Genomic DNA, 22629 nt, shown 5'->3' on the forward strand with positions numbered 1-22629 from the left:
CACGCTGGTCTGCCGGGCGTCGATGGCTGCGGGCCCCCCAGTGCCCGTAAAATCGACAGGCTCTTCCAGGGCGTACGACAACCCATAATTCCATGCTCACCGACCGCCGATCACCGTTCGATACCGTCCACGCCACTGCGCAGGAGGAGGCTTACCAGCACATCAAGCGTGGCATCCGCATGGGCGAGCTGCGTCCGGGCACGCGGCTGACTCCGGACGGCATCGCGGCGGAAATAGGCACCAGCCGCATGCCGGTGCGCGAGGCGCTGAACCGGCTGGCCACGGAGGGGCTGATCGTCAACCGCCCGAACCGCGGCGCGGTGGTGCGTGTGCTGACGGCCAAGGAGGTGCGCGAAGTGTTTGCCATGCGCTCGGTGCTCGAAGGCCTGGCCGCGTCGCTGGCGGCGGAGAACGTCACGGCCAACGACATCGAGGATCTGGAGCGCCTGCTGCAGCGCATGGACCGCAGCGGGCTGGACGCCTCGGAATGGATCACGGCACACAGCCAGTTCCACGAGCGCCTGTCCATCATTGCCGATGCCCCGCAGCTCATGCGCCAGATCGCCGCGCTGCACTCGGTATGCGAGCCCTTGATGCGGGTGTGGCTGGAGGGACGCCCGTCGCCCGACTATGTGCATGACCGGCATGACGAGCTGATCTCGGCGCTCAAGGCCAGGGACGGGCAGACGGTGGAGAGCCTGATGCGCGCGCATATCCTGCGCACGCTGCCGGGGATTCTTCAGGCCAACCAGAACGGTTGATTCGCGCGCTGCCGGCTCCCGGGAGCCGGCAGCGGGTTTTGCTCAGGAGCGGTTCACACCCATGGCGCAACCATCCTTGCGATGGTCCGACGCGCCCTGCAGCACGCCGTTTTCCCAGTCGACCCGGATGGCCTGGCAGCCGCCGATGGCCGGGGAGGCCGGGGCGATGAGCTGGTAGCCCTGCTGCTCCAGCGCCTGGCGCACCGCCTGCGGCATCGTGCCTTCGAACTCGACCTTGTCGGTGCCGGGCACGGGGAACAGGCGCGGCAGGTCGCTGGCGGCCTGCACGTCGTAGCCGTAGTCGATGACCTTGGACAGGAAGTGCGCGTGGCCCATCGCCTGGTAGTGGCCGCCCATGACGCCGAACACCAGCTGTACCTTGCCGTCCTTGGTCGCCATGCCGGGAATGATGGTGTGCAGCGGGCGCTTGCCCGGGCCGATGCAGTTGGGGTGGCCCTTGGTGAGCTCGAAGCTCTGGCCGCGGTTGTGCAGCAGCACGCCGGACCTGGGCGCCATCAGGCCCGAGCCGAAGGGGTGGAACACCGAGTTGATGAAGCTCGCGCAGTTGCGGTCCTTGTCGACCACCGAGATGTACACCGTGTCCTTGTGCTCGGCCGCGGCATTGGTCGCCGAGGTATCGAACTGCTGCGGGAAGTCGCCCGCGCGCAGCTGCGTGGCCAGCTCCTGCGACAGCAGGTAGTCGACATCGACATCGGCAAAGCGCGGATCGGCCAGCAGCGCGTCGCGCATCCGGTAGGCCATGCGCGTGGCGTCGATCTCGGCCTTCAGGCGCTCGGGCGACAGCGGGTCCGTGCCCGGCTCCATGCCCTGCAGGATGTTCAGGAGCAGCAGCGCGATGATGCCTTGGCCCGGAGGCGGGCACTCGTGCACCGTGTAGTCGCGGAATTGGCTCTTGACCGGCTGCACGAACTCGCCGCGGTAGCTGGCGAAGTCCTCCATGGTGTGCACGCCGCCCAGGCTGCGCAGGTACGAGACGATGTCCTCCGCCACCTCGCCCTCGTAGAAACCGGCACGGCCCTTCTCTGCGATCTTGCGGAAGGTGGCGCCCAGCTGCGGCTGGCGGTGCACCGAGCCGATGGCCGGCGCCTTGCCGTCGACCAGCATGATGTCGCGCGCGGCGGTGGCCGCCAGCAGCTGCGTGTTCGCCGCCCAGTCGGTGCCGGAACGCGGCGCCACGGCATAGCCTTCCTCGGCGAAGCGGATCGCGTCTTCCAGGATGCGGTCCATGGGCAGGCGGCCGAATTTCTCCGTCAGCGCAAACCAGGCATCCACCGCGCCGGGCACGGTGACCACATGCGGCGACTGGCGCGGCAGCACCTTCTTCTCGCCGGCGGCCAGCAGCGCGTCGATGGAGATGGCCTGGGGCGCGCAGCCCGCACCGTTATAGGCCGTGATCTGGTCGGTGCCCTTTTCGCTGTAGAGCGCAAAGCAGTCGCCGCCAATGCCGGTCGAGCCCGGCTCGACCACGCACTGCACCGCGCAGGCGGCGATGGCGGCATCCATGGCGGTGCCGCCGGCTTCGAGGATGCGGACCGCGGCCTGGGTGGCGGCGGGATGGGAAGTGGCTGCCATGCCGTGGGTGGACATGACGACGGAGCGTCCGTTTTTCTGGAAATCGCGCATAGCTTTCAGTTTCTTTCTTGCGTTGTTCAGGCTCTTTGGGCCAGTGAATGGGTGTCGTCCAGGGCGCCTTCGATGCCGTCGAACAGCATGTCGATCTCCTGGCGGGTGATGATGAGGGGCGGGCACATGTTCACGGTGTCTCCCAGCGCCCGGGTGATGATGCCGTGCGACAGCGCGGCCGTGCCGGCGCGCGCCGCCATGCCCAGCTCCGGCGCGAAGGGCGCCTTGGTCTCGCGGTCGGCGACCAGTTCCACCGCGCCGAGCAGGCCGTGGCCGCGCGCCTCGCCGACCAGCGGGTGGCTGCCCAGCGCCTGCAGGCGTTGCTGGAAATGCGGGATGACGCTGCGCACATGCTCGAGGATGTTTTCTTCCTCGTAGATCTTCAGTGTCTCGAGCGCCACCGCGGCCGCCACGGGGTGGCCCGAATAGGTGAACCCATGGCCGAAGGTGCCGATCTTGCGGCTCTCGGCGAGCATCGCCTGGTAGATGGCTTCGTTCACCATCAGCGCCGAGATCGGCAGATAGCCGGCCGACAGCTGCTTGGCGCAGGTGATCATGTCGGGGTGCATCCCGAAGGTCTCGGTGCCGAACATGTTGCCGGTGCGCGCGAAGCCGCAGATCACCTCGTCGGCCACCAGCAGGATGTCGTACTTGCGCAGCACGGCCTGGACCTTGGCGAAATAGGTCCTGGGCGGAACGATGACGCCGCCCGAGACCATGATCGGCTCGGCAAAGAAGGCGGCAATGGTGTCGGGGCCTTCCCTGAGGATCAGCTGCTCCAGCGAGTCGGCGCAGCGCGTGGCGAAATCCTCCTCGGACTCGCCGGGCAGGCCGTGGCGCCAGTAGTGCGGGCAGTCGGTGTGCAGGATGCGATCGATCGGTAGGTCGAAGTCGCGGTGGTTGTTGGGCAGGCCGGTGAGGCTGGCCGAGGCGATGGTCACGCCGTGGTAGCCGCGGGAGCGCGCAATGATCTTCTTCTTGGCGGGGCGGCCCAGCGCGTTGTTGTAGTACCAGACCAGCTTGATGGCGGTGTCGTTGGCTTCCGAGCCCGAATTGGCGAAGAACACCTTCGACATGGGCACTGGCGCCATGGCCAGCAGCTTCTCGGCCAGCAGGATCGCCGGCTCGTTGGCCTTGTGGCCGAACGAGTGGTAGAAGGGCAGCTGGCGCATCTGCCGGTCCGCGGCATCCGCCAGGCGGCTGTTGCTGAAGCCCAGCGAGGCGCAGAACAGGCCGGCCAGGCCTTCGAGGTATTTGTTGCCCTTGTCGTCATAGACGAAGACGCCTTCGCCCTTGCTGATGACCATGGGGCCCGCGGTTTCGTGCAGCGCGAGGTTGGTATAGGGATGGACCTGCGAGGTCACATCGGTGGAGTGGAGTGGCTGGTGCATGGGACTTGGAGTGGTATCAAACATCAGACGGGCTCGATGCCGGCCGCGCGAAACAGCCCGCGGATCTTCGGCAGGTCGGTCTTGATCTGCTCGGCAAAGGCGCCGGCGCCGATGCGGTTGCCGGGCAGCTCCTGGCCGAAGGCCAGCAGCTTGTCCTTGAATTCCTTGGACGCCAGCACGGAGGCCAGCGCGTCCTGCAGCTTGGCCGCCGCCTCCTTGGGCGCATTCCTTGGCATGACGATACCGGCCCAGGAGGCCATGTCGAAGCCCGCGAACCCCTGCTCGGCCACGGTGGGAACCTCCGGCAGGCTCTGCGTGCGCGCCGCGCCGGTGGTGGCCAGCGCCTTGAGCCTGCCATTGCGGATGTAGCCCACGCTGGAGGTGATGGTGTCCGCATAGACCTGCACCTGGTTGCCGATCAGCGCCGGCAGCGCCTCCGCCGCGCCCTTGAACGGGATGTGCGTCATTTCGGTGCCGGTCTTGAGCTTGAGCATCTCCAGGGACAGCTGCGACAGCGAGCCGTTGCCGAAGGACGCGAAGCTCAACGCGCCGGGGTGCTTCTTCGCATGCCCGATCAGGCCCTTGAGGTCCGTGGCGGGCAGGGACTGATTCGCCAGGATGACCAGCGGCTGGTAGCCGATGAGCGACACCGGAACGAAGGCGTCCGGGTCATAGCGCAGCTTCTTGAACTGGAAGCGGTTCGAGACCAGCGTGGAGGTGGTGGCCACCAGCAGCGTGTAGCCGTCCGGAGCAGCGTTGGCCACCGCTTCGGCCGCAATCACCGTGGCCGCACCGGTGCGGTTCTCGACCACGACGGACTGGCCCAGCTTCGGACCCAGGGCATCGGCCACATAGCGGCTGAGCACGTCGACACCGCCGCCCGCGGGAAAGGGCACGACCATGCGGATGGGGCGCGAGGGCCAGGTGTCCTGCGGCTGCGCATGAGCGCCTGCGCTGCAGGCAATGGCAAGACCAACGGCAATTCGGCGGAAAGCAGAGTTCATGGCTCCTCGGAGGTTGATGGTTGCGTCTGCCGTGGATGTCCGCCGATGAGCGGGTCGATGAAGCTTAAACCTTTATCGAGCAATTGGGATTAGAGTATCCCCGTATCTTTGTATCCAATTTGTGGCTTTTTCATCCAAGCAAGGCTTGTGCCAAGGCTGCCCGCAGGAGCGTATGCCTTTGTGCATGCAGTGGGAGAAGCCGCCGGCGCGCCGTGGATGCCTTGCGTTCTCGACCACCCCTAAAATCAAAGCGGAAGCATGGCTTCCGAGGAACCACCATGAATTTCTTTGCTTCGCCGCCTCCGCAGGCGCTGGCCACGAGTGCCCACGAACAGGCATACCACTACCTCTCGCACGCCATTCGCATGGGGCAGCTCAAGCCTGGCGAACGGCTGGTCGCGGATGACATCGCCAACGCCATCGGCATGAGCCGCATGCCGGTGCGCGAGGCCTTTCGCCGCTTGGCTGCGGAAGGCCTGCTGGTGATGCCGCCCAACCGCGGCGCCATCGTGCGCGCGCTTTCGGAATTCGAGGTGGTCGAGGTCTTCGAGATGCGCGCCGTGCTGGAGGGCCTGGCGGCCTCGATGGCGGTGCGCCGCCACACGCCGCGCGACATTGCCGACCTGGAGGACCTGCTGGCCGGCATGCGGCGCTGCGGCAGCGACCTCTCGCAGTGGATCACGGTGCACCGGCAATTCCATGAGCGCCTGTGCGGCATCAGCGCTGCGCCGCGCCTCCTGCAGCAGATCTCCGCCCTGCATTCGGTGGTCGAGCCGCTGATGCGCATCTGGCTGGAGAACCAGTCCGGCTGCTGCGGGGTGCAGCAGGTCCATGAACGGCTGCTGGCCGTGCTGCAAGCGGGCGATCCCGAGCGCATGGAGCAGGAGATGCGCGCCCATGTGCGGCGCACGGTGGACGGGATCACCAGCGCGATGCGCGCCGCGCGCCCGGCCAAGGCCGCGCGGCGCAGCGCCTGAAGCCGGCGCGTGCAGTGCGGCAACCGCCGCCCTGCGCCGGCCGCACTACTTGTCGATATCCCCGAGGCAGAGGTATTTCAGCTCGAGGTAATCATCCATGCCGTGATGCGAGCCTTCGCGCCCCAGGCCCGATTGCTTCACGCCGCCAAAGGGCACGTGCTCGGAGGCAATCACGCCCGCGTTGATGCCGACCATGCCGTATTCCAGCGCCTCGGCCACGCGGAAGATGCGGCCCACGTCGCGGCTGTAGAAGTAGCTGGCCAGGCCGAACTCGGTGTCGTTGGCGGCATCGATGGCCTGCTGCTCGGTCTGGAAGCGGAACACCGGCGCAAAGGGCCCGAAGGTCTCCTCGCGCGCGCACAGCATATCGGCGTTGGCATCTGCCACCACTGTGGGCTGGAAGAACTGTCCCTCCAACCTTGCGCCACCGGCCACGACGCGCCCGCCCTTGGCCAGCGCATCGTCCAGGTGGCGCTGCACCTTGTCCAGCGCCGCGGGCTCGATCAGCGGACCCTGCACCACGCCGTCCTCGAAGCCGTTGCCCACCGTGAGCGCCTGCACGCGCGCCGCGAACTTCTGCACGAACTGCTCGTACACGCCGTCCTGCACGTAGATCCGGTTGGCGCAGACGCAGGTCTGGCCGGCATTGCGGTACTTGCTGGCGATGGCGCCTTCGACGGCCGAGTCGATGTCCGCATCGTCGAAGACGATGAACGGCGCATTGCCGCCCAGCTCCAGGCTGATCTTCTTCACCGTGGGCGCGCTTTGCGCCATCAGGATGCGGCCGACCTCGGTGGAACCGGTGAAGCTCAGGTGGCGCACTACGTCGCTGGCGCACAGCAGCTTGCCCACGGCGATGCTGTTGGCACTGTCGGCGGTGATCACATTGAGCACGCCGGCGGGAATGCCGGCACGCACTGCAAGCTCCGCCGCGGCGAGGGCCGTCAGCGGGGTCAGCTCCGCGGGCTTGATGACCACCGGGCAGCCGGCGGCCAGCGCCGGCGCCACCTTGCGCGTGATCATGGCCAGCGGGAAGTTCCACGGCGTGATGGCGGCGCAGACCCCGACGGGCTGCTTGAGCACCATCAGGCGGCGCGTGCTGTCGAACTGCGGCAGCGTTTCGCCATTGGCGCGCTTGGCTTCCTCGGCAAACCACTCGACGAAGCTGGCGGCATAGCCCACCTCGCCCTTGGCTTCGGCAAAGGGCTTGCCCTGCTCGGCGGTCATGATGCGCGCCAGGTCCTCGCTGTGTGCCATCAGCAGCTCATACCACTTCAGCAGGATCGCGTGGCGCTGCTTGGCGGTCTTGGCGCGCCAGGCGGGCCAGGCGGCATTCGCGGCTCGGACGGCGCGCTCGGCATCGGCGGCGCCCAGGTTGGGCACGTCGGCCAGCTTGAGGCCCGTTGCCGGATCGTCGACATCGAAACGCGAGTCTCCCTGGACCCATTGCCCATCGATCAGCGCATCGGTCTTGAGCAGGCTGGGGTCGTTCAGGAATGCCAGGGGCGAGGTCTTCATGTCCATCGGATCTCCTCAGGCGGCCACCGCCACGCCTGCTGCGGCGCCGACGGCTTCTTCCAGCGTCTGCAGCGCGGCATCGAATTGCGCATCGGGAATGGTGAGCGGATACAGGAAGCGGATCACATTGCCGTACTGGCCACAGCTCAGCAGCAGCAGGCCGCGCTCCAGCGCTTCCTTCTGGATGCGCCCCACCAGCGCGCTGTCCGGCGCCCGGGTCTCGGGATCGACGCATTCCATGGCCACCATCGAGCCCAGTCCGCGCACTTCGGCGATGGCGGGAACGCGCTCGCTCAGGCCGCTGAGGAATTCCTGCAGCCGCGCGCCCAGCGCCACCGAGCGCGCCAGCAGCTGTTCCTGCTCGATGACATCGATCACCGCATGCGCGGCGGCGACGGCCAGCGGGTTGCCGGCATAGGTGCCGCCCAGGCCGCCGGGGTTGGCGGCGTCCATCACCTCGGCGCGGCCGCACACGGCCGACAGCGGCATGCCGCCAGCCAGGCTCTTGGCCATGGTCATGATGTCGGGACGGGTGGGGTAGTGCTCCATGGCAAACAGCTTGCCGGTGCGCCCGAAGCCGGTCTGCACCTCGTCGGCGATCAGCAGGATGCCATGCTTGTCGCAGACCTGGCGCAGGCTGGCGAACAGCGCGGCGTCGGCCACGTTGAAGCCGCCTTCGCCCTGCACCGGCTCGACGATGATCGCGGCCACGCGCGCGGGGTCGACATCGCACTTGAACAGATGCTCCAGCGCGTCCAGGCTGTCTTGCACCGTGACGCCGCGCAGGGGCGCGGGGAAGGGCAGGTGGTAGACCTCGCCGGGGAAGGGACCGAAGCCCGCCTTGTACGGCTGCACCTTGCCGGTGAGCGCCAGGCCCATCATCGTGCGGCCGTGGAAGCCGCCGCCAAAGGCAATGACGCCGGGGCGGCCGGTGCTGACGCGGGCGATCTTGATGGCGTTCTCGACGGCTTCGGCGCCGGTGGTGAAAAAGGCCGTCTTCTTCGGGCCGTCGATGGGCGCCAGCGCATTGATGCGCTCGGCCAGCGCCACCGCGCTTTCGTAGGGAACGATCTGGAAGGCGGTGTGCGTGAAGCGCTCGAGCTGCGCCTGCACGGCCGCGACGATCTTCGGGTGGCGGTGGCCGGTGTTGACCACGGCGATGCCCGCAGCGAAGTCGGTGTACTGCCGGCCTTCCACGTCCCAGATGGTCGCGTTCTCGGCGCGGTCCGCGTAGAAATTGCACATGACGCCGACACCGCGCGGGGTGGCATCGAGGCGGCGCTGATTGATCTGCTGGTTGTTCATGGAAGGTCCCGGTGGCGTTGAATGATGGACGGATTAGAGCCAGGAACGGACCTATAATCCAGCGCCACTTCGACACAAATGGATGGTGCCAATTGAAGTCCATCAGCGGAGACCTGATCGCCCCCCGGCTGGCGCGCCTGCGCCAGGAGAAAACCGCTGTCGCGGTCAACCGGCTGCTCTACGAATGCCTGCGCGATGCCATCCACGACGGCAGCCTGCCGGCCGGAACGCGCCTGCCGCCGACGCGTGACCTGGCGGCCGAGGCGGGCATTTCACGCAATACCGTCATGCATGCCTACGAGCAGTTGATTGCCGAGGGCTACACCAGGGGGCTGACGGGAAGCGGCACCTATGTCGCCGAGCGCATTCCCGACCTGCCTCCGCTCAAGCCCGGCAACCCGGCCGTCGCGCCCGCGGGAAAGTCGGTCGCCGGGCGCCTGTCGCGGCGCGGGCGCAAGGTGGTCATGGGGGCGCAGGCCCAGGCCACGCAGTGGGGCGCCTTCTTGCCGGGCGTGCCCGACGTCACCCAGGTGCCGCATGCCAAGCTGGCGCAGATCACGGCGCGCCTGAGCCGCGAGCTGCCACCGTCGACGCTCAGCTATGCCACCAACGGCGGTTATGCCAGGCTGCACCAGAGCCTGGCGGTCTATCTGCGGCAGGCGCGCTCGGTGGTCTGCGAGCCCGGCCAGATCGTCGTGACCGAAGGCGTGCACCAGGCCATCGATCTGATCACGCGCGTGCTGGGCGATGCCGGCGACCACGCCTGGGTCGAGGAGCCGGGCTACTGGGGCACGCGCAGCATCCTGGAGATCAACGGCATCCGGCTCAAGCCCATGCCGGTGGATGCCGAGGGCATGCGCTTTCCCATCCAGGCGACGGCCAGGCCGCCGCGCTTCGCCTTCGTCACGCCCTCGCACCAGTATCCGCTGGGGCCGGTCATGAGCCTGTCGCGCCGCCTCGACCTGCTGAACTTCGCCGCGCAGCACGGCACCTGGGTGGTCGAGGACGATTACGACAGCGAGTTCCGTTTCTCGGGCCACCCCGTGGCCTCGCTGCAGGGGCTGCTGCCCGGCGCGCCGGTGATCTATGTGGGCACCTTCAGCAAGACCCTGTATCCCGGGCTGCGCATGGCGTACATGGTGGTGCCCGCGCCCTTTGCCGCGGCCTTTCGCACCGCGCAATCCAAGCTCTACCGCGGCGGCCACATGCTGCAGCAGGCGGCGCTGGCCGAATTCATGGACAGCGGCCAGTACGCGGCCCACATCCGGCGCATGCGCCTGATCTATGCGGCGCGGCGCGCCTACCTCATCCAGCTGGTGGAGCAGTCGCTGGGCCCAGGCTGGGTGCATGAATACGACAGCAATGCCGGACTGCATCTGGTGCTGGCGCTGCCGCCCGGCACCGACGACGTGGCCATTGCCGCCGAGGCCGCGGCCCGGGGGGTGATCGCGCGTCCGCTGTCCATCTACTATTTCGGCCGCAACCCGAGCCCGGGCCTGATCCTGGCGTTCGCCAGCGTGCCCCAGGAGGAGATGCTCGCGCCCTGGCAGGTGGTGGCGCGCTGCATTCTCGAGGCGGTCGCAAAAAAGCGCTGACCCCGTTGCCGGGAGCCAGCGCCGGGTGCGTGCATCCGCTCAGTTCAGCGTCACGCCGGCGGCCTTGACCACCTTCTCGGTCTTGCCGGTATCCACGCGCACGAATTCATGGAACTCGGCGGCGGTCATGGGCGTCACTTCCGCGCCCGTGGGGCCGAGCCGCTCGATCAGCTTGGGATCGGCCAGCGCGCGCGCCAGGCTGGCGCGCAGCTTCTCCATCACGTCCTTGGGCGTGCCCTTGGGCGCGACCAGGCCGTACCAGGGGAACATCTCGTAGCCCGGATAGCCCTGCTCGGCCACCGAGGGCACGTTGGGCAGGGTCTGCGAGCGCTTGGCGGAGGTCACGCCTAGCGCCAGCAGCTTGCCGCTCTTCACATGGGGAATGGAGCTGACGATGGTGTCGAAATACACCGAGACCTGGCCGCCGATGATCGCCGGCAGGGCTTCCGCCGCGCCCTTGTAGGGCACGTGCAGCATGTCGATGCCGGCGCGCTGCTTGAACAGCTCGGCCGCGAGATGCGAGGTCGTGCCGGCGCCGAAGGAGGCGTAGCTGAGCTTGCCCGGGTTGGCCTTGGCGTAGGCCACCAGTTCGGGAATGTTCCTGGCCGGAACGGAAGGGTTGATGACCACGACCAGGGGCGTGATGCCCACCAGCCCGATCAGCTCGAAGCCGTCCGGGTCGTAGGGCAGCTTGGAGTAGAGGAACTTGTTGGTCACCAGCGAGCTGTTGGTGCCGACGAACAGGGTGTAGCCGTCCGCCGGGCTGCGCGCGGTGGCGTCGGCCCCCAGGATGCCGCCGGCACCGGGCTTGTTCTCGATGACGAAGGACTGCTTCAGGTCCACGGCCATCCGGTCGGCCAGCGCGCGTGCGATGGCATCGGTGCCGCCGCCGGGAGGGAATGGAACGATGAGGCGCACCGACTTGCTGGGGTAGGCGGTGCCTTCCTGGGCCGAGGCGGCAAAGGGAAGGGCAAGGGCGAAGCAGCTGAGAGCTGCCCTGAGGAACGTTCGGCGCATGGGATCTTCCTGGGTCTATCGAGTTTTGGGCAAAAATGCTGTTGCAAATTGCATGCCAGTGAAAATTCTGCATTAAATTTTCACAAATACGCCACAGGGTTAACCTTATTCACTCATTTGGTGAACGCGGTGCTTTTTTGGGGCAGTGACTTACCCGCGCTGCGCAGCGCCGGTGCATCGGCATGGGGCCAGGCCCGCATGGACAAAAAAAGGCCCGCGCAAGCGGGCCCGGGAAAGCTGCCATGCGCCGCCGTCACTGGCGGTAGCTGCTGTCGATGCGGTCCAGCAGCCGCAGCAGGGCGGGCCAGTCCTGCTCGTCGCTGCCATCGGAGACGCTGAACTGGCTGGCCACCTTGGCCGCGACCGCGTCGCTGCAGATGTGCAGCGCGGCGCCGCCCGACTGGGCCGCGATCTGCGCCTGGCAGGCGCGCTCGAGGTAATAGATCAGGTCGAAGGCCTCGCGGATGGTGGCGCCGGCCGTGAGCAGCCCGTGGTTGCGCAGGATCATCGCCTTGTTGCTGCCCATGTCCTGCACCAGCCGCGGCTGCTCGTCCGCGTCCAGCGCCACGCCCTCGTAGTCGTGGTAGGAGAGCTGGCCGTGAAAGCGCATGGCGTGCTGCGAGATGTTCAGCAGGCCCTGCTGCTGCGCGGCCACGCCCATGCCGGCGGCGGTGTGCGTGTGCAGCACGCAGTTGATCTCCGGCCGGGCATGGTGGATGCAGCTGTGGATGACGAAGCCGGCCGGGTTGCAGCCGATGCCGGTGGGGTCGTGGATGATGCGGCCGTCATGGTCGACCTTGAGCAGGCTCGACGCGGTGATCTCGTCGAACATCAGGCCATAGGGATTGATCAGGAACTCGTTGGGTGCGTCGGGCACCCGCGCCGAGACATGGGTGTAGATCAGATCGGTCATGCGGTAGTGCGCCATCAGGCGATAGCATGCCGCCAGGTTGACCCGCTGCTCCCATTCGGCAGCACTGACCGCGGCCTTGGTTTCGGGATAGATGTATGTCTTGCTCATGGTGTGCGCGCGCTGGAAGAAAGCGTGGAATCGCCGGATGGCTGTAATTCCATGCTCGTGAAAATATCATTGAATATTTTCATTATTCACCAATTCCAGCCCGCGGTAAACGCTCTTTTCGGCGCCTCGCCATGCCCGATGCGGGCGCTGGAACTAGTAGGAGGGCGGGGTCACGGCCCAGATCAGCTCGGTCTGGGTGTCGCTGGGGTTGCGGTAGCGGTGTGGCGTGGTGCTGGCAAAGCTGAAGCTGTCGCCTTCCTCCAGCGTGAAGCGCTGCTCGCCGATCCACAGCTCGAGCGTTCCCTTCAACACGACACCGGCTTCGTGGCCCACATGCTCGTAGGTGTCGGGCCCGCTGTCCGAGCCCGGCTCCATGGTGGAGAACAGCAGCTCCAGCGGCCCTTCCAGGTTGGGCGAGAGCAGGAAGTCCGAGATGCCCGAGGCAAAAGCCAGGCGGCGGCGCCGCGCCTTGCGCACCACGACACCGCCGTCCGATGGCTCCACGCTGGCGCCCTGCGGAAAGAACCAGCTGATCTGCACGCCCAGCGCCTCGGCGATCTGGTGCAGGTCGCTGATGGACGGCGTGCTCATGCCGCGCTCCACCTGGCTGAGAAAGCCGATGGACTTGCCGCAGCGCAGCGCCATCTGCTGCAGCGACAGGCTCTTGGCCTTGCGCAGGCCCTTGATCTCGCGCCCCACCCATTCCATGGGATCGGCGGAGCGCGCCGCCTCGGCCGTCCCGGACCCGGCATCGGCCCGGGCCGCGGCCCTGGGCTTCGACGCCGTTTTTCGGGGGGCCTTGGGAGTGCTTGGACTGTTGGTGTGCATTTCTTCGTGGGGATATCCGAGTCGCCTCGTGGGGAGCGCAGGGGCCAGATCGAGCACAGGGCCCGGCTGACGCCGCCGGCAGCTGTATTTTGCGCCAACTCGGGCGGCAAAACGACGCCATGAAGGAGGGTAAAAACCCGTTCAGAACCGTGAAAATTGAATCCAATAATTTCATATTGGCGCTAGAATCCGGGGCTTCAACCTTGCCCTCCATCCCGCCACCCCAGGAATTCCCATGCTTCAAGTCGCCAACCCGAACACCGTCCTCGAACAACGCCGGCTGGCCGCCTGCCCGCGCGGCGTCGGGGTCCAGACACAGGCTTTCACTGCCTCGGCGCGCAATGCCGAGATCTGGGATGTCACCGGCAAGCGGCTGATCGACTTCGGCAGCGGCATCGCGGTGCTGGCCACCGGGCACCGCCATCCGCGCATCGTCGCCGCGGTGCAGCAGCAGCTCGAGAGCTTCCACCACACCTGCTTCCAGGTGACGCCCTACGAGAGCTACATCGCGCTGTGCGAGAAGCTCAACGCACTGACGCCCGGCGGCTTCGCCAAGAAGACCGCGCTGTTCACCACCGGCGCCGAAGCTGTGGAGAACGCCATGAAGGTGGCCAAGGCCGCCACGGGCCGCAACGCGGTCATCGCCTTCTCCGGGGCTTTCCACGGCCGCACGCTGATGGGCATGGCCCTGACCGGCAAGGTGTACCCCTACAAGGCCGGCTTCGGCGCCATGCCGCCGGACGTCTGGCATGTGCCTTACCCTGCCGAAGCGCTGGGCGTGAGCGTGGAGGACAGCATCGCGGCCATCGAGAAGCTGTTCAAGGCCGATGTCGATCCCAAGCGCGTGGCCGCCATCATCCTGGAGCCGGTGCAGGGCGAAGGCGGCTTCTATATCGCGCCGCCCGAACTCTTCCGGAAGCTGCGCGCGCTGTGCGACGCGCACGGCATCCTGCTGGTGGTGGACGAAGTCCAGACCGGTTTCGGCCGCACCGGCAAGATGTTTGCCCTCGAGCACATGGGCGTCGAAGCCGACCTGATCACCCTGGCCAAGAGCCTGGCAGGCGGTTTCCCCCTGTCCGCACTGACCGGCCGCGCCGAGCTGATGGACGCCGCCGCGCCTGGCGGCCTGGGCGGAACCTATGCCGGCAATCCTTTGGCGGTGGCCGCCTCCCTGGCGGTCATCGACGTGATGCAGGACGAACAGCTCCCCGCGCGCGCGCAGACGCTGGGCGAAAAGCTGACGCAAAGCCTGCGCTCCCTGCAGGCCAAGGTGCCGGAACTGGCGGAGGTACGCGGCCTCGGCGCCATGGTGGCGGCGGAGTTCAAGGACCCGGCCACGGGCGCGCCGCTGCCCGCCAAGGTCAAGGCCATCCAGGATCTGGCGCTGCAGAAGGGCCTGCTGCTGCTGAGCTGCGGCGTCAATGCCAACGTGATCCGCTTCCTGTTCCCGCTCACCATCGAGGACAACGTGTTCGAGGAAGGCCTGGCGCTGCTGGCCGAAGCCATCGCGGAGGCCTGAGCGATGCCCACCCTGGCGGTTGCAGGTGCCTATCTGCACAACAAGACCGTGGTGGAGGAGCTGCTGCGCCGGCGCCTTCCCGACTGGTCCATCGTCCGGCCTGGCGATGCGGGGGCCCGCGAGGCCTGCGTCGCCGTGTGCTGGGGCCAGCCCCACGACACCTGGCAGCAGCTGCCCGACGTGCGCATGGTGCATTCCATTGGCGCGGGCGTCGACGGCCTGGTGCGCGACCCCGGGCTGCCCGATGTGCCGATCTGCCGCGTCATCGACCAGGCGCAGGCGCAGCGCCTGACCGAGTACGTGCTCTGGGGCACGCTGACCTACCACCGCGGATTCGACATCGCCGCGCGCAACCAGCGCGCGCTGCTGTGGCAGCGGCCCGCCAACCGCGCGGCCTCGGAGGTCGTCGTCGGGGTGATGGGACTGGGCGAGATCGGCGCCCATATGGCCAAGACCCTGGCCGCCCACGGCTACAGCGTAAGGGGCTGGTCGCGCAGCGCGCGCAGCCTGGAAGGCATCGAGACCTTTGCGGGAGCGGAGGGGCTCGGCGCATTTCTCGATGGCGTGGAAGTGCTCATCTGCGTGCTGCCGCTGACGGATGAAACCGAAGGCATCCTGTCGCGCGATCTCTTCAACCGGCTGACGCCGGGCGCCAAGCTGATCCACGTGGGTCGCGGCCCGCACTTCGTCGAGGCGGACGTGCTCGAGGCGCTGGAATCGGGGCAACTGGGCGGAGTGCTGGTCGATGTCTTCCCAGTGGAGCCCCTGCCGGCGGACAACGCGCTGTGGCGCCATCCGCTGGTGATGGTGACGCCGCATATGGCTGCCGTGATGCCCATGCCGGATGTGGTCAGCCAGATCGCGGAGAACTGCGAGCGGCTGCTGGCGGGGGAGCCACTGCTGCGGACGGTGGAGCGGGCCAGCGGGTATTGAAGGCAGTCATATCAACGGAAGTGCGCCATCATCTAACTTTGGCCGGGCCCGCTTTTCGTTGGAGGGTGGCCGTCCATCCTTCGACAGGTAGCCCTGCGCCAGGCTCAGGACGAACGTTGGAGAAGGCCGCGCTTACTATAAAAAGTTCGTGCCTTCCAGCGGTTTTGGACGCGGCACAGCGCCACCCACCTTTCGTGGTGAGCCTGCCTGGGCGGCCCCGTCGAACCATGGACGTCCTGCCCTCAAGAATTGCCATGACGTTTCCATCCGGGAACCAGCTTTGTCACCTCAGTGACCGGCCTACATCCAAAGCTATTGCCTCCGCCCAGTGTTTGGTTATGGTGTCCGGACCCCGATCCGTCCACCCACCGCCATGACAACTTCCCCAGATAACGACCAAGACAAACCCCCCGCGGCCCCCGGTTTCCGCTCCGCCATCATCCGCGAAGGCACCGTGCGCGCTACCGCGCGCAGCTTCCTGCATGCGCTGGGCCAGGACGACGAGGACATCGAGCGCCCGCACATCGGCGTGTTCCATACCGGCGGCGAGATGAGCCCCTGCAACCTGAACCTGCGCGAGCAGGCGCAGCATGCCAAGACCGGCATCTATGCGGGCGGCGGCACGCCGCACGAATGCCCGGTGGTGTCCGTGAGCGACGGGCTGACGATGGCGCATTCGGGCATGCGCTTCTCGCTGGTATCGCGCGAGCTGATTGCCGACAGCGTCGAGGCCTCGGTGCGCGGCCACCAGTGGGACGGCATCTTCGCCATCGGTGCCTGCGACAAAAACCTGCCGGGCCTGATGATGGGCATGCTGCGCTGCAATGTGCCCAGCGTGTTCGTGCATGGCGGCTCGGCGCTGCCGGGGCAGATGCCTGGTCCCGAAGGCCGCGATCTGAATGTGGTCGACACCTATGAAAGCATAGGTCAGGTGCTGGCCGGCACGGCCACCTCCGAGGAACTGGCGCAGATCAGCCGCAGCTGCCTGCCCACGGCCGGCGCCTGCGCCGGGCAGTTCACGGCCAACACCATGGGCATGGTCAGCGAGGCGCTGGGGCTGGCGCCCATCGGCTCGAGCATGCTGCCCGCGGTGTTCAGCGAGCGAGCGCCGCTGATGCGCCGCACCGCCAAGACGCTGATGCGCGCCGTGTGGGCCAGCGCCGAGGGCGGCGGGCCACTGCCGCGCGACATCGTCACGCGCCAGGCGCTGGAGAATGCCTGCGCGGTGGTCAGCGCCACGGGCGGCTCCACCAATGCCGCGCTGCATCTGCCGGCCATTGCGCATGAAGCCGGCATCCGCTTCCACCTCGACGACGTGGCCGAAGTCTTCGCGCGAACGCCGCTGATCGCCGATCTGCGTCCCGGCGGGCGCTATCTGGCGCGCGACGTGCATTACATCGGTGGCGCGGGGGTGATCCTGCGCAGCCTGCTGGACCAGGGCCTGCTGCATGGCAGAGCGCTGACTTTCACCGGCCGCACGCTGGCCGAGGAGCTGGCCTCGGCGCTGGCGCCCGACGGGCAGGTGGTGCGTGCGGCCGGCAATCCGATCTCGCGCGACGGCGGCCTGGCGGTGCTCAAGGGCAATCTGTGTCCCGAAGGTGCGCTGCTGAAGACCGCCGGCCTCGCCACGCTGGCGCATCGCGGCCCGGCGCGCGTGTTCGAGTCGGAGGAGGAGGCCCAGGCCGCCGTGCAGGCCATGCGCTACAGCGCCGGCGACGTGATCGTGATCCGCAACGAGGGTCCGAAGGGCAGCCCCGGCATGCGCGAGATGCTGGGCATCACCGCCTTGCTCTACGGGCAGGGCATGGGCGACAAGGTGGCTCTGCTGACCGACGGGCGCTTTTCGGGCGCGACGCGCGGGCTGTGCATCGGCTATGCGGGGCCCGAGGCCGCCGACAACGGCCCGATCGCGGCGCTGCGCGACGGCGACATGGTGTGCATCGACGCACGTCCGCTGGCGCGCTCGATCACGGTGGAGCTGTCGGACACCGACCTCGCCCTGCGCCTGCAGGGAAGCGCGCGCCATCCTCGCGTAAACACGGGAGCGCGCGGCGGCGGCTTGCTGGAAAAATACGCGCTGACGGTGAGGCCGGCGCATCAGGGCGCCGTGACGCACTCGGGCGCGGTCACCTGGCTGCGCGACTCCGGCTGAACGCGAGGGCAGCCGCTTCTCTCGAGATCCATATCAAGAAAGCAATCAATGACCATGAACCGCCGTGAATGGCTGGGTGCGGCAGGCGCGGGCGGCGCCGGCGCGCTGCTGGCCAGCCTGGGAATGCAGGCCCATGCGCAGGCAGCGCTCGAGAGCCTGAACATCGTCACCGGCTTTGCCCCCGGGGGCACCTCGGATGCGATCTGCAGGCGCGTGGGAACGCATTTGGCACCCGGCTACGCGAAGACGGCCGTGGTGGAAAACCGCACCGGCGCGGGCGGCCAGATCGCGATCAATTACATCAAGGGCCGGCCAGGCGATGGCACGACGCTGCTGCAGACGCCGACCTCGATGCTGTCGATCTATCCGCATATCTACAGCAAGCTGTCCTATGACCCGGTCACGGACCTGGCGCCGGTGTCGCTGGGCTGCGTGTTCGATTTCGGCTTCGCCGTCGGCCCTGCCGTGCCGGCGCAGGTCGCCAATGTGCGCGAGTTTCTGGCCTGGGCCAAGGCCAACCCGCAGGGCGCGAACTTCGGCTCCCCGGCGCCGGGCTCCACCCCGCATTTCATCGGCGCGCTGCTGGGTCAGCATGGCGGCGTCGATCTCAAGCATGCGGGCTACCGCGGCACCCAGCCGGCGCTGCTGGACATGATGGGCGGCAACGTCTCGGCCGTGTCGGGCCCGCTGGGCGACATGCTGCAGCATCTGTCCAGCGGCAAGCTGCGCATCCTGGGCGTGAGCGGCCAGCGCCGCAGCCGCTTCGCGCCCCAGGTGCCGACGCTGGTCGAGCAGGGCTATGCCGACATGGCGCACAGCGAGTGGTTTGCCTTTCTCATGCCAGCCAAAACCCCGCCCGAGCTGGTGCAGCGCCTCAACGGCCACCTGCGCAGCGCGCTGGCGTCCAAGGACGTGGTCGACAGCCTGGCCACCTTCGGCCTCGAGGCGATGTCTTCCACGCCGGGCGAACTGGCGACGCTGGTGAAGTCGGAGCTCGCCAAATGGGGGCCGATCGTGCGGCGCGTGGGCTTCACCGCCGAGGGTTGAGCGCAACACGGGGACGCAACACCCAGAAAACGCATCGGGAGCAATAGCTCCCGTTTTTTATGGCTGTGTGACAAATCCCATGTGCATACCATGTTGTTTTGTGGCACAGGATGCGTAATTTTGCGTATAGGGTTTATACTAGCGGCTAAGGGTTACTACTTAAGTCAACCTGCTCTGACGGCATTGAGAGATGCGTGCCGTCAGGGATTCAAGTGCATCTCGTAGAAAGCACACCATGCGTCAAGCCATCGCTACCCTGATCTCGTTCATTTCCGACTACCGCGAAGCCCACGTCGGCCTGGCAAACCAGTAATCGAGAAGCACCTGCGCAGCGCCCGGCAGCGGGCGTTCGATGCGCACGGACACTCCCGCGAGGGAGGCGGGTCCGGGACAAAATACTCCATGGCATCGGCTCTGGAGTATTTTTTTTGCCCCGCCACTGACAGCTTCAGGCGGAAAGCGGCGCGAACAGCCCGCGCGCGCCATGCGGCTGGCAGCGCAGATACTGCGGCGAGGCCGGCACCTGCGCACCCAGCGCCTGGGCCGCATGCCAGGGCCAGCGCGGATTGAACAGCGCGGCGCGGGCAATGGCGATCGCGTCGGCATCGCCGGCGTCAAGCGCCGCCTGCGCCTGCAGCGGATCGGTGATCAGGCCCACGCCAATGACCGGCATCGCCAGCTGCGCGCGCAGTGCATGCGCCAGCGGCAGCTGGTAGCCCGGGCCGACGGGGATCTGCTGCGCCGGGCTCAGCCCGCCGCTCGACACATGCAGGAAAGCGCAGCCCAGTGCCTGCAGTTCCCTGGCCAGTACCCCACTTTGCTCCACATCCCAGCCTCCCTCGATCCAGTCGCTGGCCGACAGCCGCACGCCGACGGGCAGCGCATCGCCCACGGCGGCGCGCACCGCGCTGAAGACTTCCAGCGTCAGGCGCATGCGGTTTTCCAGGCTGCCGCCATACTGGTCGGTGCGCTGGTTGGACAGCGGCGACAGGAACTGGTGCAGCAGATAGCCATGCGCGCCATGCAGCTCGATCAGGTCGTAGCCCAGGCGCTGCGCGCGCAGTGCGGCGTCGACAAAGGCCTTCTTCACGCGCACGATATCGGCCAGCGTCGCAGCCGCGGGCGTAGGCACTTCGGGAGAAGCGGACAGCGCGCTGGCACCCAGCGTCGGCCAGGCCTCATCCTGCGGCAACGGCCCGCCGCCCAGCCAGGGCTGCAGGCTCGCGGCCTTGCGGCCCGCATGGCCCAGCTGCACGCCCATTTTGATGCCGCTGTGCCGGCGGATGTGTTCCAGCACCGGGCGCATCGCGGCTTCGGCGGCATCGCTCCACAGTCCCAGATCCTGCGCGCTGATGCGGCCCATGGCCTCCACCGCCGTGGCTTCGACGATCAGCAGGCCCGCGCCCGACTGGGCCAGCTGGCCGTAGTGCATCAGATGCCAGTCGTTGGCGCAGCCGTCGTCGGCGCTGTAGGTGCACATCGGTGCAATGACGACGCGGTTGGACAATTCGAGATTGCCAAGGGACAGGGGAGAGAACAGGGCGGTCATGGGTTCCTGATGAAGATGATGGAAGGGATCAAGCCTTTTCCTGCAGTAGCTCCTGCAAAGCTTTGATCTGCTGGCGCAGCATGCCATTTTCCTGCTCCAGCGTCTCGATGCGCTGCTTCAGTGCGGCAGCATCCACACTTTCCTCGGCGGTCGCGCTTTCGCCTTCAACGCTTTCACGCGGCTTTTTCTTCGACTCACGCACGCGCTTGGCAGCCTGCTTGAGTTCATCCTTGCCCGCAGCGGCCGCGGCCACCTGTTCCTCGGCGGGCAACTGCGCTACGGCGGCAGCGGCGTTGATCGAGATATCGCCCGCCTTCACCGCGGCCACGACTTCGGGCGTGGCTTTTTGCTGGATGGTCTCGATCTGCTTGACCTGGGTGCTGCTCAGGCGCGCCACGCGGGCCAGCGCCTCCCGCGTGGCCAGCGCTTGCTGCTCGGGCGTGTCGTCCACGGGGGCTGCGGCAGCCTCGGCTTCGGGCGCGGCCTGCTCTGCTGCCTTGGCGCGGCGCGCGGCAATGATCTCGCGCTTGCGCAGTGCCAGCACGCCGCGTTGGAAGTCCGAGACGCTGCGCCGGCCCAGGTGCTGGTCGATCATCCACAGGTGCACGTCGTCCATGTTCTGGAAATGCGTGGCCTGCACGGTCTCGAAAGGGATGCCGTGCTTCTGGCAGATGCCATAGCGGTTGTGGCCGTCGACCAGCAGGTCGCCCCAGAGCACCAGCGCATCGCGGCAGCCTTCGGCCAGGATGCTGCGCTCGAGCGCTTCATGCTCATCGGCGCTCAGCGGATCGATATAGGCCTTGAGTTCTTCGTTGACAACAATATTCATGGAACGCTAAAGAAAAGGGGCTGCCCGCAGCAGCCCATGAATCGGAGTGAACCCGGTATCAGAGCAGACGCGAGATCAATGCGCCGTCGACCGGACCTTCCAGCGGAATGCGCACGCGCACCGGATTGCCCTGGGCCACGGCCACGGGTTCGCCTTCCAGGTTGAACATCTGCTCGAGCTTGACCTGGCGGTTGCCGCTCGGGTGGATGATCTCCAGCGTGTCGCCCACAGCAAAGCGGTTCTTGGTCTCGATCTCGGCCAGGCCGTCGGCCCAGCCGCGCACCTCGCCGACGAAGTGGCTGCGCTGCAGCACCGAATGGCCGGTCTCGTAGTTCTGATAGTCCTGCGAGGGACGGCGCTCGAGGAAACCGCTGGTGTAGCCGCGGTTGGCCAGCCCTTCGAGCTCGGTGATCAGATGCGGATTGAAGGGGCGGCCCGCCACCGCGTCGTCGATGGCGCGGCGGTAGGTCTGCGCCGTGCGCGCCACGTAGTACAGCGACTTGGTGCGGCCCTCGATCTTCAGCGAATCGACGCCGATCTTCGTCAGCCGCTCGATGTGCTCGACCGCGCGCAGATCCTTGCTGTTCATGATGTAGGTGCCGTGCTCGTCCTCCATGATCGGCATGAGCTCGCCGGGGCGGCCTTGCTCTTCCAGCAGGTACACCTGGTCGGCCTTGGGGTGGCGCGGCGTGTTGTTGCAGGCCGAGAAGCTGCTTTCCTCTTCCTGCTGTGCCTTGGCGAAGTCGAAGTCGCCTTCCATCTTCAGCGGCATGGCCTCGCCGGTGTTCGGATCGACGGCCGTCTCCTGCGTGGCGTAGTTCCAGCGGCAGGCATTGGTGCAGGTGCCCTGGTTGGGGTCGCGGCGGTTGAAGTAGCCCGACAGCAGGCAGCGGCCCGAGTAGGCGATGCACAGCGCGCCGTGCACGAAGACCTCGAGCTCGATGTCCGGGCATTCCTGGCGGATCTTCTCGACCTCGTCCAGGCTCAGCTCGCGCGACAGGATGATGCGCGCGATGCCCATGCGCTGCCAGAACTTGACGGCCGCATAGTTGACGGTGTTGGCCTGCACCGAGATATGGATCGGCACCTCGGGCCACTTCTCGCGCACCATCATCATCAGGCCCGGGTCGGCCATGATCAGCGCGTCGGGCTTGAAGGCGATGACCGGTTCCATGTCGCGCAGGTAGGTGCGCACCTTGTCGTTGTGCGGCAGCAGGTTGCTGGTGACGAAGAATTTCTTGCCGCGCGCATGCGCTTCGGCAATGCCCTGGCCGATCTGTTCCAGGCGGAATTCGTTGTTGCGCGCGCGCAGCGAGTAGCGCGGCTGGCCCGCGTAGATGGCGTCGGCGCCAAAGTCATAGGCGGCGCGCATCTTGTCGAGCGAGCCGGCAGGCAGCAGAAGTTCGGGGGCTTTGAGAGGCATGGGGGGATTGTCTCCGATTGGGAGAAGGCGGGGGGCGGGGATGGGCTCAAGAGAGGCGGCGGACCCTTGATTGCCGCCCGCTGCTAGCTTGAGATTGGACGTTCATCCTTCGACAG

Annotated in this window: 18 protein-coding genes; 7 read left to right on the forward strand and 11 right to left on the reverse strand. The window is 67.1% G+C overall.

Annotation, left to right across the window (positions count from 1 at the left end):
• Window positions 1–92 precede the first annotated feature (92 nt).
• The gene (locus tag M9799_RS13390; RefSeq protein WP_231044971.1) at window positions 93–761 is read left to right on the forward strand and encodes a GntR family transcriptional regulator; all 669 of its coding nucleotides are present in this window, start codon (window positions 93–95) and stop codon (window positions 759–761) included.
• Between the two features lie 42 nt (window positions 762–803).
• Here M9799_RS13390 and M9799_RS13395 read toward each other — a convergent pair whose 3' ends face one another.
• From M9799_RS13395 to M9799_RS13405, 3 genes are read right to left on the reverse strand one after another with little or no spacing between them, the layout of a single operon-like run.
• Window positions 804–2405 carry a gamma-glutamyltransferase family protein gene (locus M9799_RS13395; protein WP_231044972.1) on the reverse strand — a complete coding sequence of 534 codons (1602 nt, stop codon included), beginning with the start codon at window positions 2403–2405 and terminating at the stop codon, window positions 804–806.
• A gap of 26 nt (window positions 2406–2431) precedes the next feature.
• Window positions 2432–3796, reverse strand: a complete 1365-nt coding sequence (locus M9799_RS13400; RefSeq protein ID WP_231044973.1) for an aspartate aminotransferase family protein — start codon at window positions 3794–3796, stop codon at window positions 2432–2434.
• 23 nt (window positions 3797–3819) lie between these two features.
• Window positions 3820–4800 carry a Bug family tripartite tricarboxylate transporter substrate binding protein gene (locus tag M9799_RS13405; RefSeq protein ID WP_231044974.1) on the reverse strand — a complete coding sequence of 327 codons (981 nt, stop codon included), beginning with the start codon at window positions 4798–4800 and terminating at the stop codon, window positions 3820–3822.
• 278 nt (window positions 4801–5078) lie between these two features.
• Here M9799_RS13405 and M9799_RS13410 point away from each other — a divergent pair, with 278 nt between their 5' ends.
• Window positions 5079–5777: a GntR family transcriptional regulator gene (locus M9799_RS13410; RefSeq protein WP_231044975.1), complete on the forward strand. Its 699-nt coding sequence runs from the start codon at window positions 5079–5081 to the stop codon at window positions 5775–5777.
• A 45-nt stretch (window positions 5778–5822) separates the two neighbouring features.
• Here the strand turns inward: M9799_RS13410 and M9799_RS13415 are convergent, their stop codons facing one another.
• Together M9799_RS13415 and gabT (M9799_RS13420) are read right to left on the reverse strand one after the other, a co-directional pair.
• Window positions 5823–7301: an NAD-dependent succinate-semialdehyde dehydrogenase gene (locus M9799_RS13415; protein ID WP_231044976.1), complete on the reverse strand. Its 1479-nt coding sequence runs from the start codon at window positions 7299–7301 to the stop codon at window positions 5823–5825.
• A gap of 9 nt (window positions 7302–7310) precedes the next feature.
• Window positions 7311–8600 carry a 4-aminobutyrate--2-oxoglutarate transaminase gene (gabT, locus tag M9799_RS13420; protein ID WP_231044977.1) on the reverse strand — a complete coding sequence of 430 codons (1290 nt, stop codon included), beginning with the start codon at window positions 8598–8600 and terminating at the stop codon, window positions 7311–7313.
• A 92-nt stretch (window positions 8601–8692) separates the two neighbouring features.
• Between gabT (M9799_RS13420) and pdxR the strand changes: the two genes are divergently transcribed.
• Entirely contained in the window at window positions 8693–10195 is a 1503-nt protein-coding gene (gene pdxR / locus M9799_RS13425) for a MocR-like pyridoxine biosynthesis transcription factor PdxR (RefSeq protein WP_231044978.1), read from the forward strand.
• A 39-nt stretch (window positions 10196–10234) separates the two neighbouring features.
• On the opposite strand, the gene M9799_RS13430 is transcribed toward pdxR, so the two are convergent.
• The 3 genes from M9799_RS13430 to M9799_RS13440 form a co-directional block, all read right to left on the reverse strand.
• Window positions 10235–11212, reverse strand: a complete 978-nt coding sequence (locus M9799_RS13430; RefSeq protein WP_231044979.1) for a Bug family tripartite tricarboxylate transporter substrate binding protein — start codon at window positions 11210–11212, stop codon at window positions 10235–10237.
• A 253-nt stretch (window positions 11213–11465) separates the two neighbouring features.
• A complete protein-coding gene (locus M9799_RS13435; protein ID WP_231044980.1) occupies window positions 11466–12233 on the reverse strand; it encodes a class II aldolase/adducin family protein in 768 nt (255 codons plus the stop codon).
• 153 nt (window positions 12234–12386) lie between these two features.
• On the reverse strand, window positions 12387–12941 hold the full coding sequence (locus tag M9799_RS13440; protein WP_231044981.1) for a helix-turn-helix domain-containing protein: 555 nt from the start codon (window positions 12939–12941) through the stop codon (window positions 12387–12389).
• A gap of 355 nt (window positions 12942–13296) precedes the next feature.
• Between M9799_RS13440 and gabT (M9799_RS13445) the strand changes: the two genes are divergently transcribed.
• The 4 genes from gabT (M9799_RS13445) to M9799_RS13460 all read left to right on the forward strand — a co-directional run bounded on the left by gabT (M9799_RS13445) (window position 13297) and on the right by M9799_RS13460 (window position 18712).
• Window positions 13297–14580, forward strand: coding sequence for a 4-aminobutyrate--2-oxoglutarate transaminase (gene gabT, locus M9799_RS13445; RefSeq protein WP_231044982.1), 1284 nt, complete (start codon window positions 13297–13299; stop codon window positions 14578–14580).
• 3 nt (window positions 14581–14583) lie between these two features.
• A complete protein-coding gene (locus tag M9799_RS13450; RefSeq protein ID WP_231044983.1) occupies window positions 14584–15513 on the forward strand; it encodes a 2-hydroxyacid dehydrogenase in 930 nt (309 codons plus the stop codon).
• 373 nt (window positions 15514–15886) lie between these two features.
• On the forward strand, window positions 15887–17665 hold the full coding sequence (gene ilvD, locus M9799_RS13455; RefSeq protein ID WP_231044984.1) for a dihydroxy-acid dehydratase: 1779 nt from the start codon (window positions 15887–15889) through the stop codon (window positions 17663–17665).
• Window positions 17666–17713: 48 nt separating this feature from the next.
• Window positions 17714–18712 (forward strand): Bug family tripartite tricarboxylate transporter substrate binding protein, encoded by a 999-nt coding sequence (locus M9799_RS13460; protein ID WP_231044985.1) that lies wholly within the window; start codon window positions 17714–17716, stop codon window positions 18710–18712.
• Between the two features lie 448 nt (window positions 18713–19160).
• Here M9799_RS13460 and M9799_RS13465 read toward each other — a convergent pair whose 3' ends face one another.
• The 3 genes from M9799_RS13465 to trhP are packed head-to-tail and all read right to left on the reverse strand — an operon-like array spanning window position 19161 to window position 22513.
• Window positions 19161–20261 carry an NADH:flavin oxidoreductase/NADH oxidase gene (locus tag M9799_RS13465; protein WP_231044986.1) on the reverse strand — a complete coding sequence of 367 codons (1101 nt, stop codon included), beginning with the start codon at window positions 20259–20261 and terminating at the stop codon, window positions 19161–19163.
• A 28-nt stretch (window positions 20262–20289) separates the two neighbouring features.
• Window positions 20290–21090, reverse strand: a complete 801-nt coding sequence (locus M9799_RS13470; protein ID WP_231044987.1) for a plasmid replication/partition related protein — start codon at window positions 21088–21090, stop codon at window positions 20290–20292.
• A 58-nt stretch (window positions 21091–21148) separates the two neighbouring features.
• Window positions 21149–22513: a prephenate-dependent tRNA uridine(34) hydroxylase TrhP gene (gene trhP / locus M9799_RS13475; RefSeq protein WP_231044988.1), complete on the reverse strand. Its 1365-nt coding sequence runs from the start codon at window positions 22511–22513 to the stop codon at window positions 21149–21151.
• Between the last annotated feature and the right edge of the window lie 116 nt (window positions 22514–22629).

The organism is Comamonas endophytica (assembly GCF_023634805.2).
GTDB lineage: Bacteria > Pseudomonadota > Gammaproteobacteria > Burkholderiales > Burkholderiaceae_C > Comamonas > Comamonas endophytica.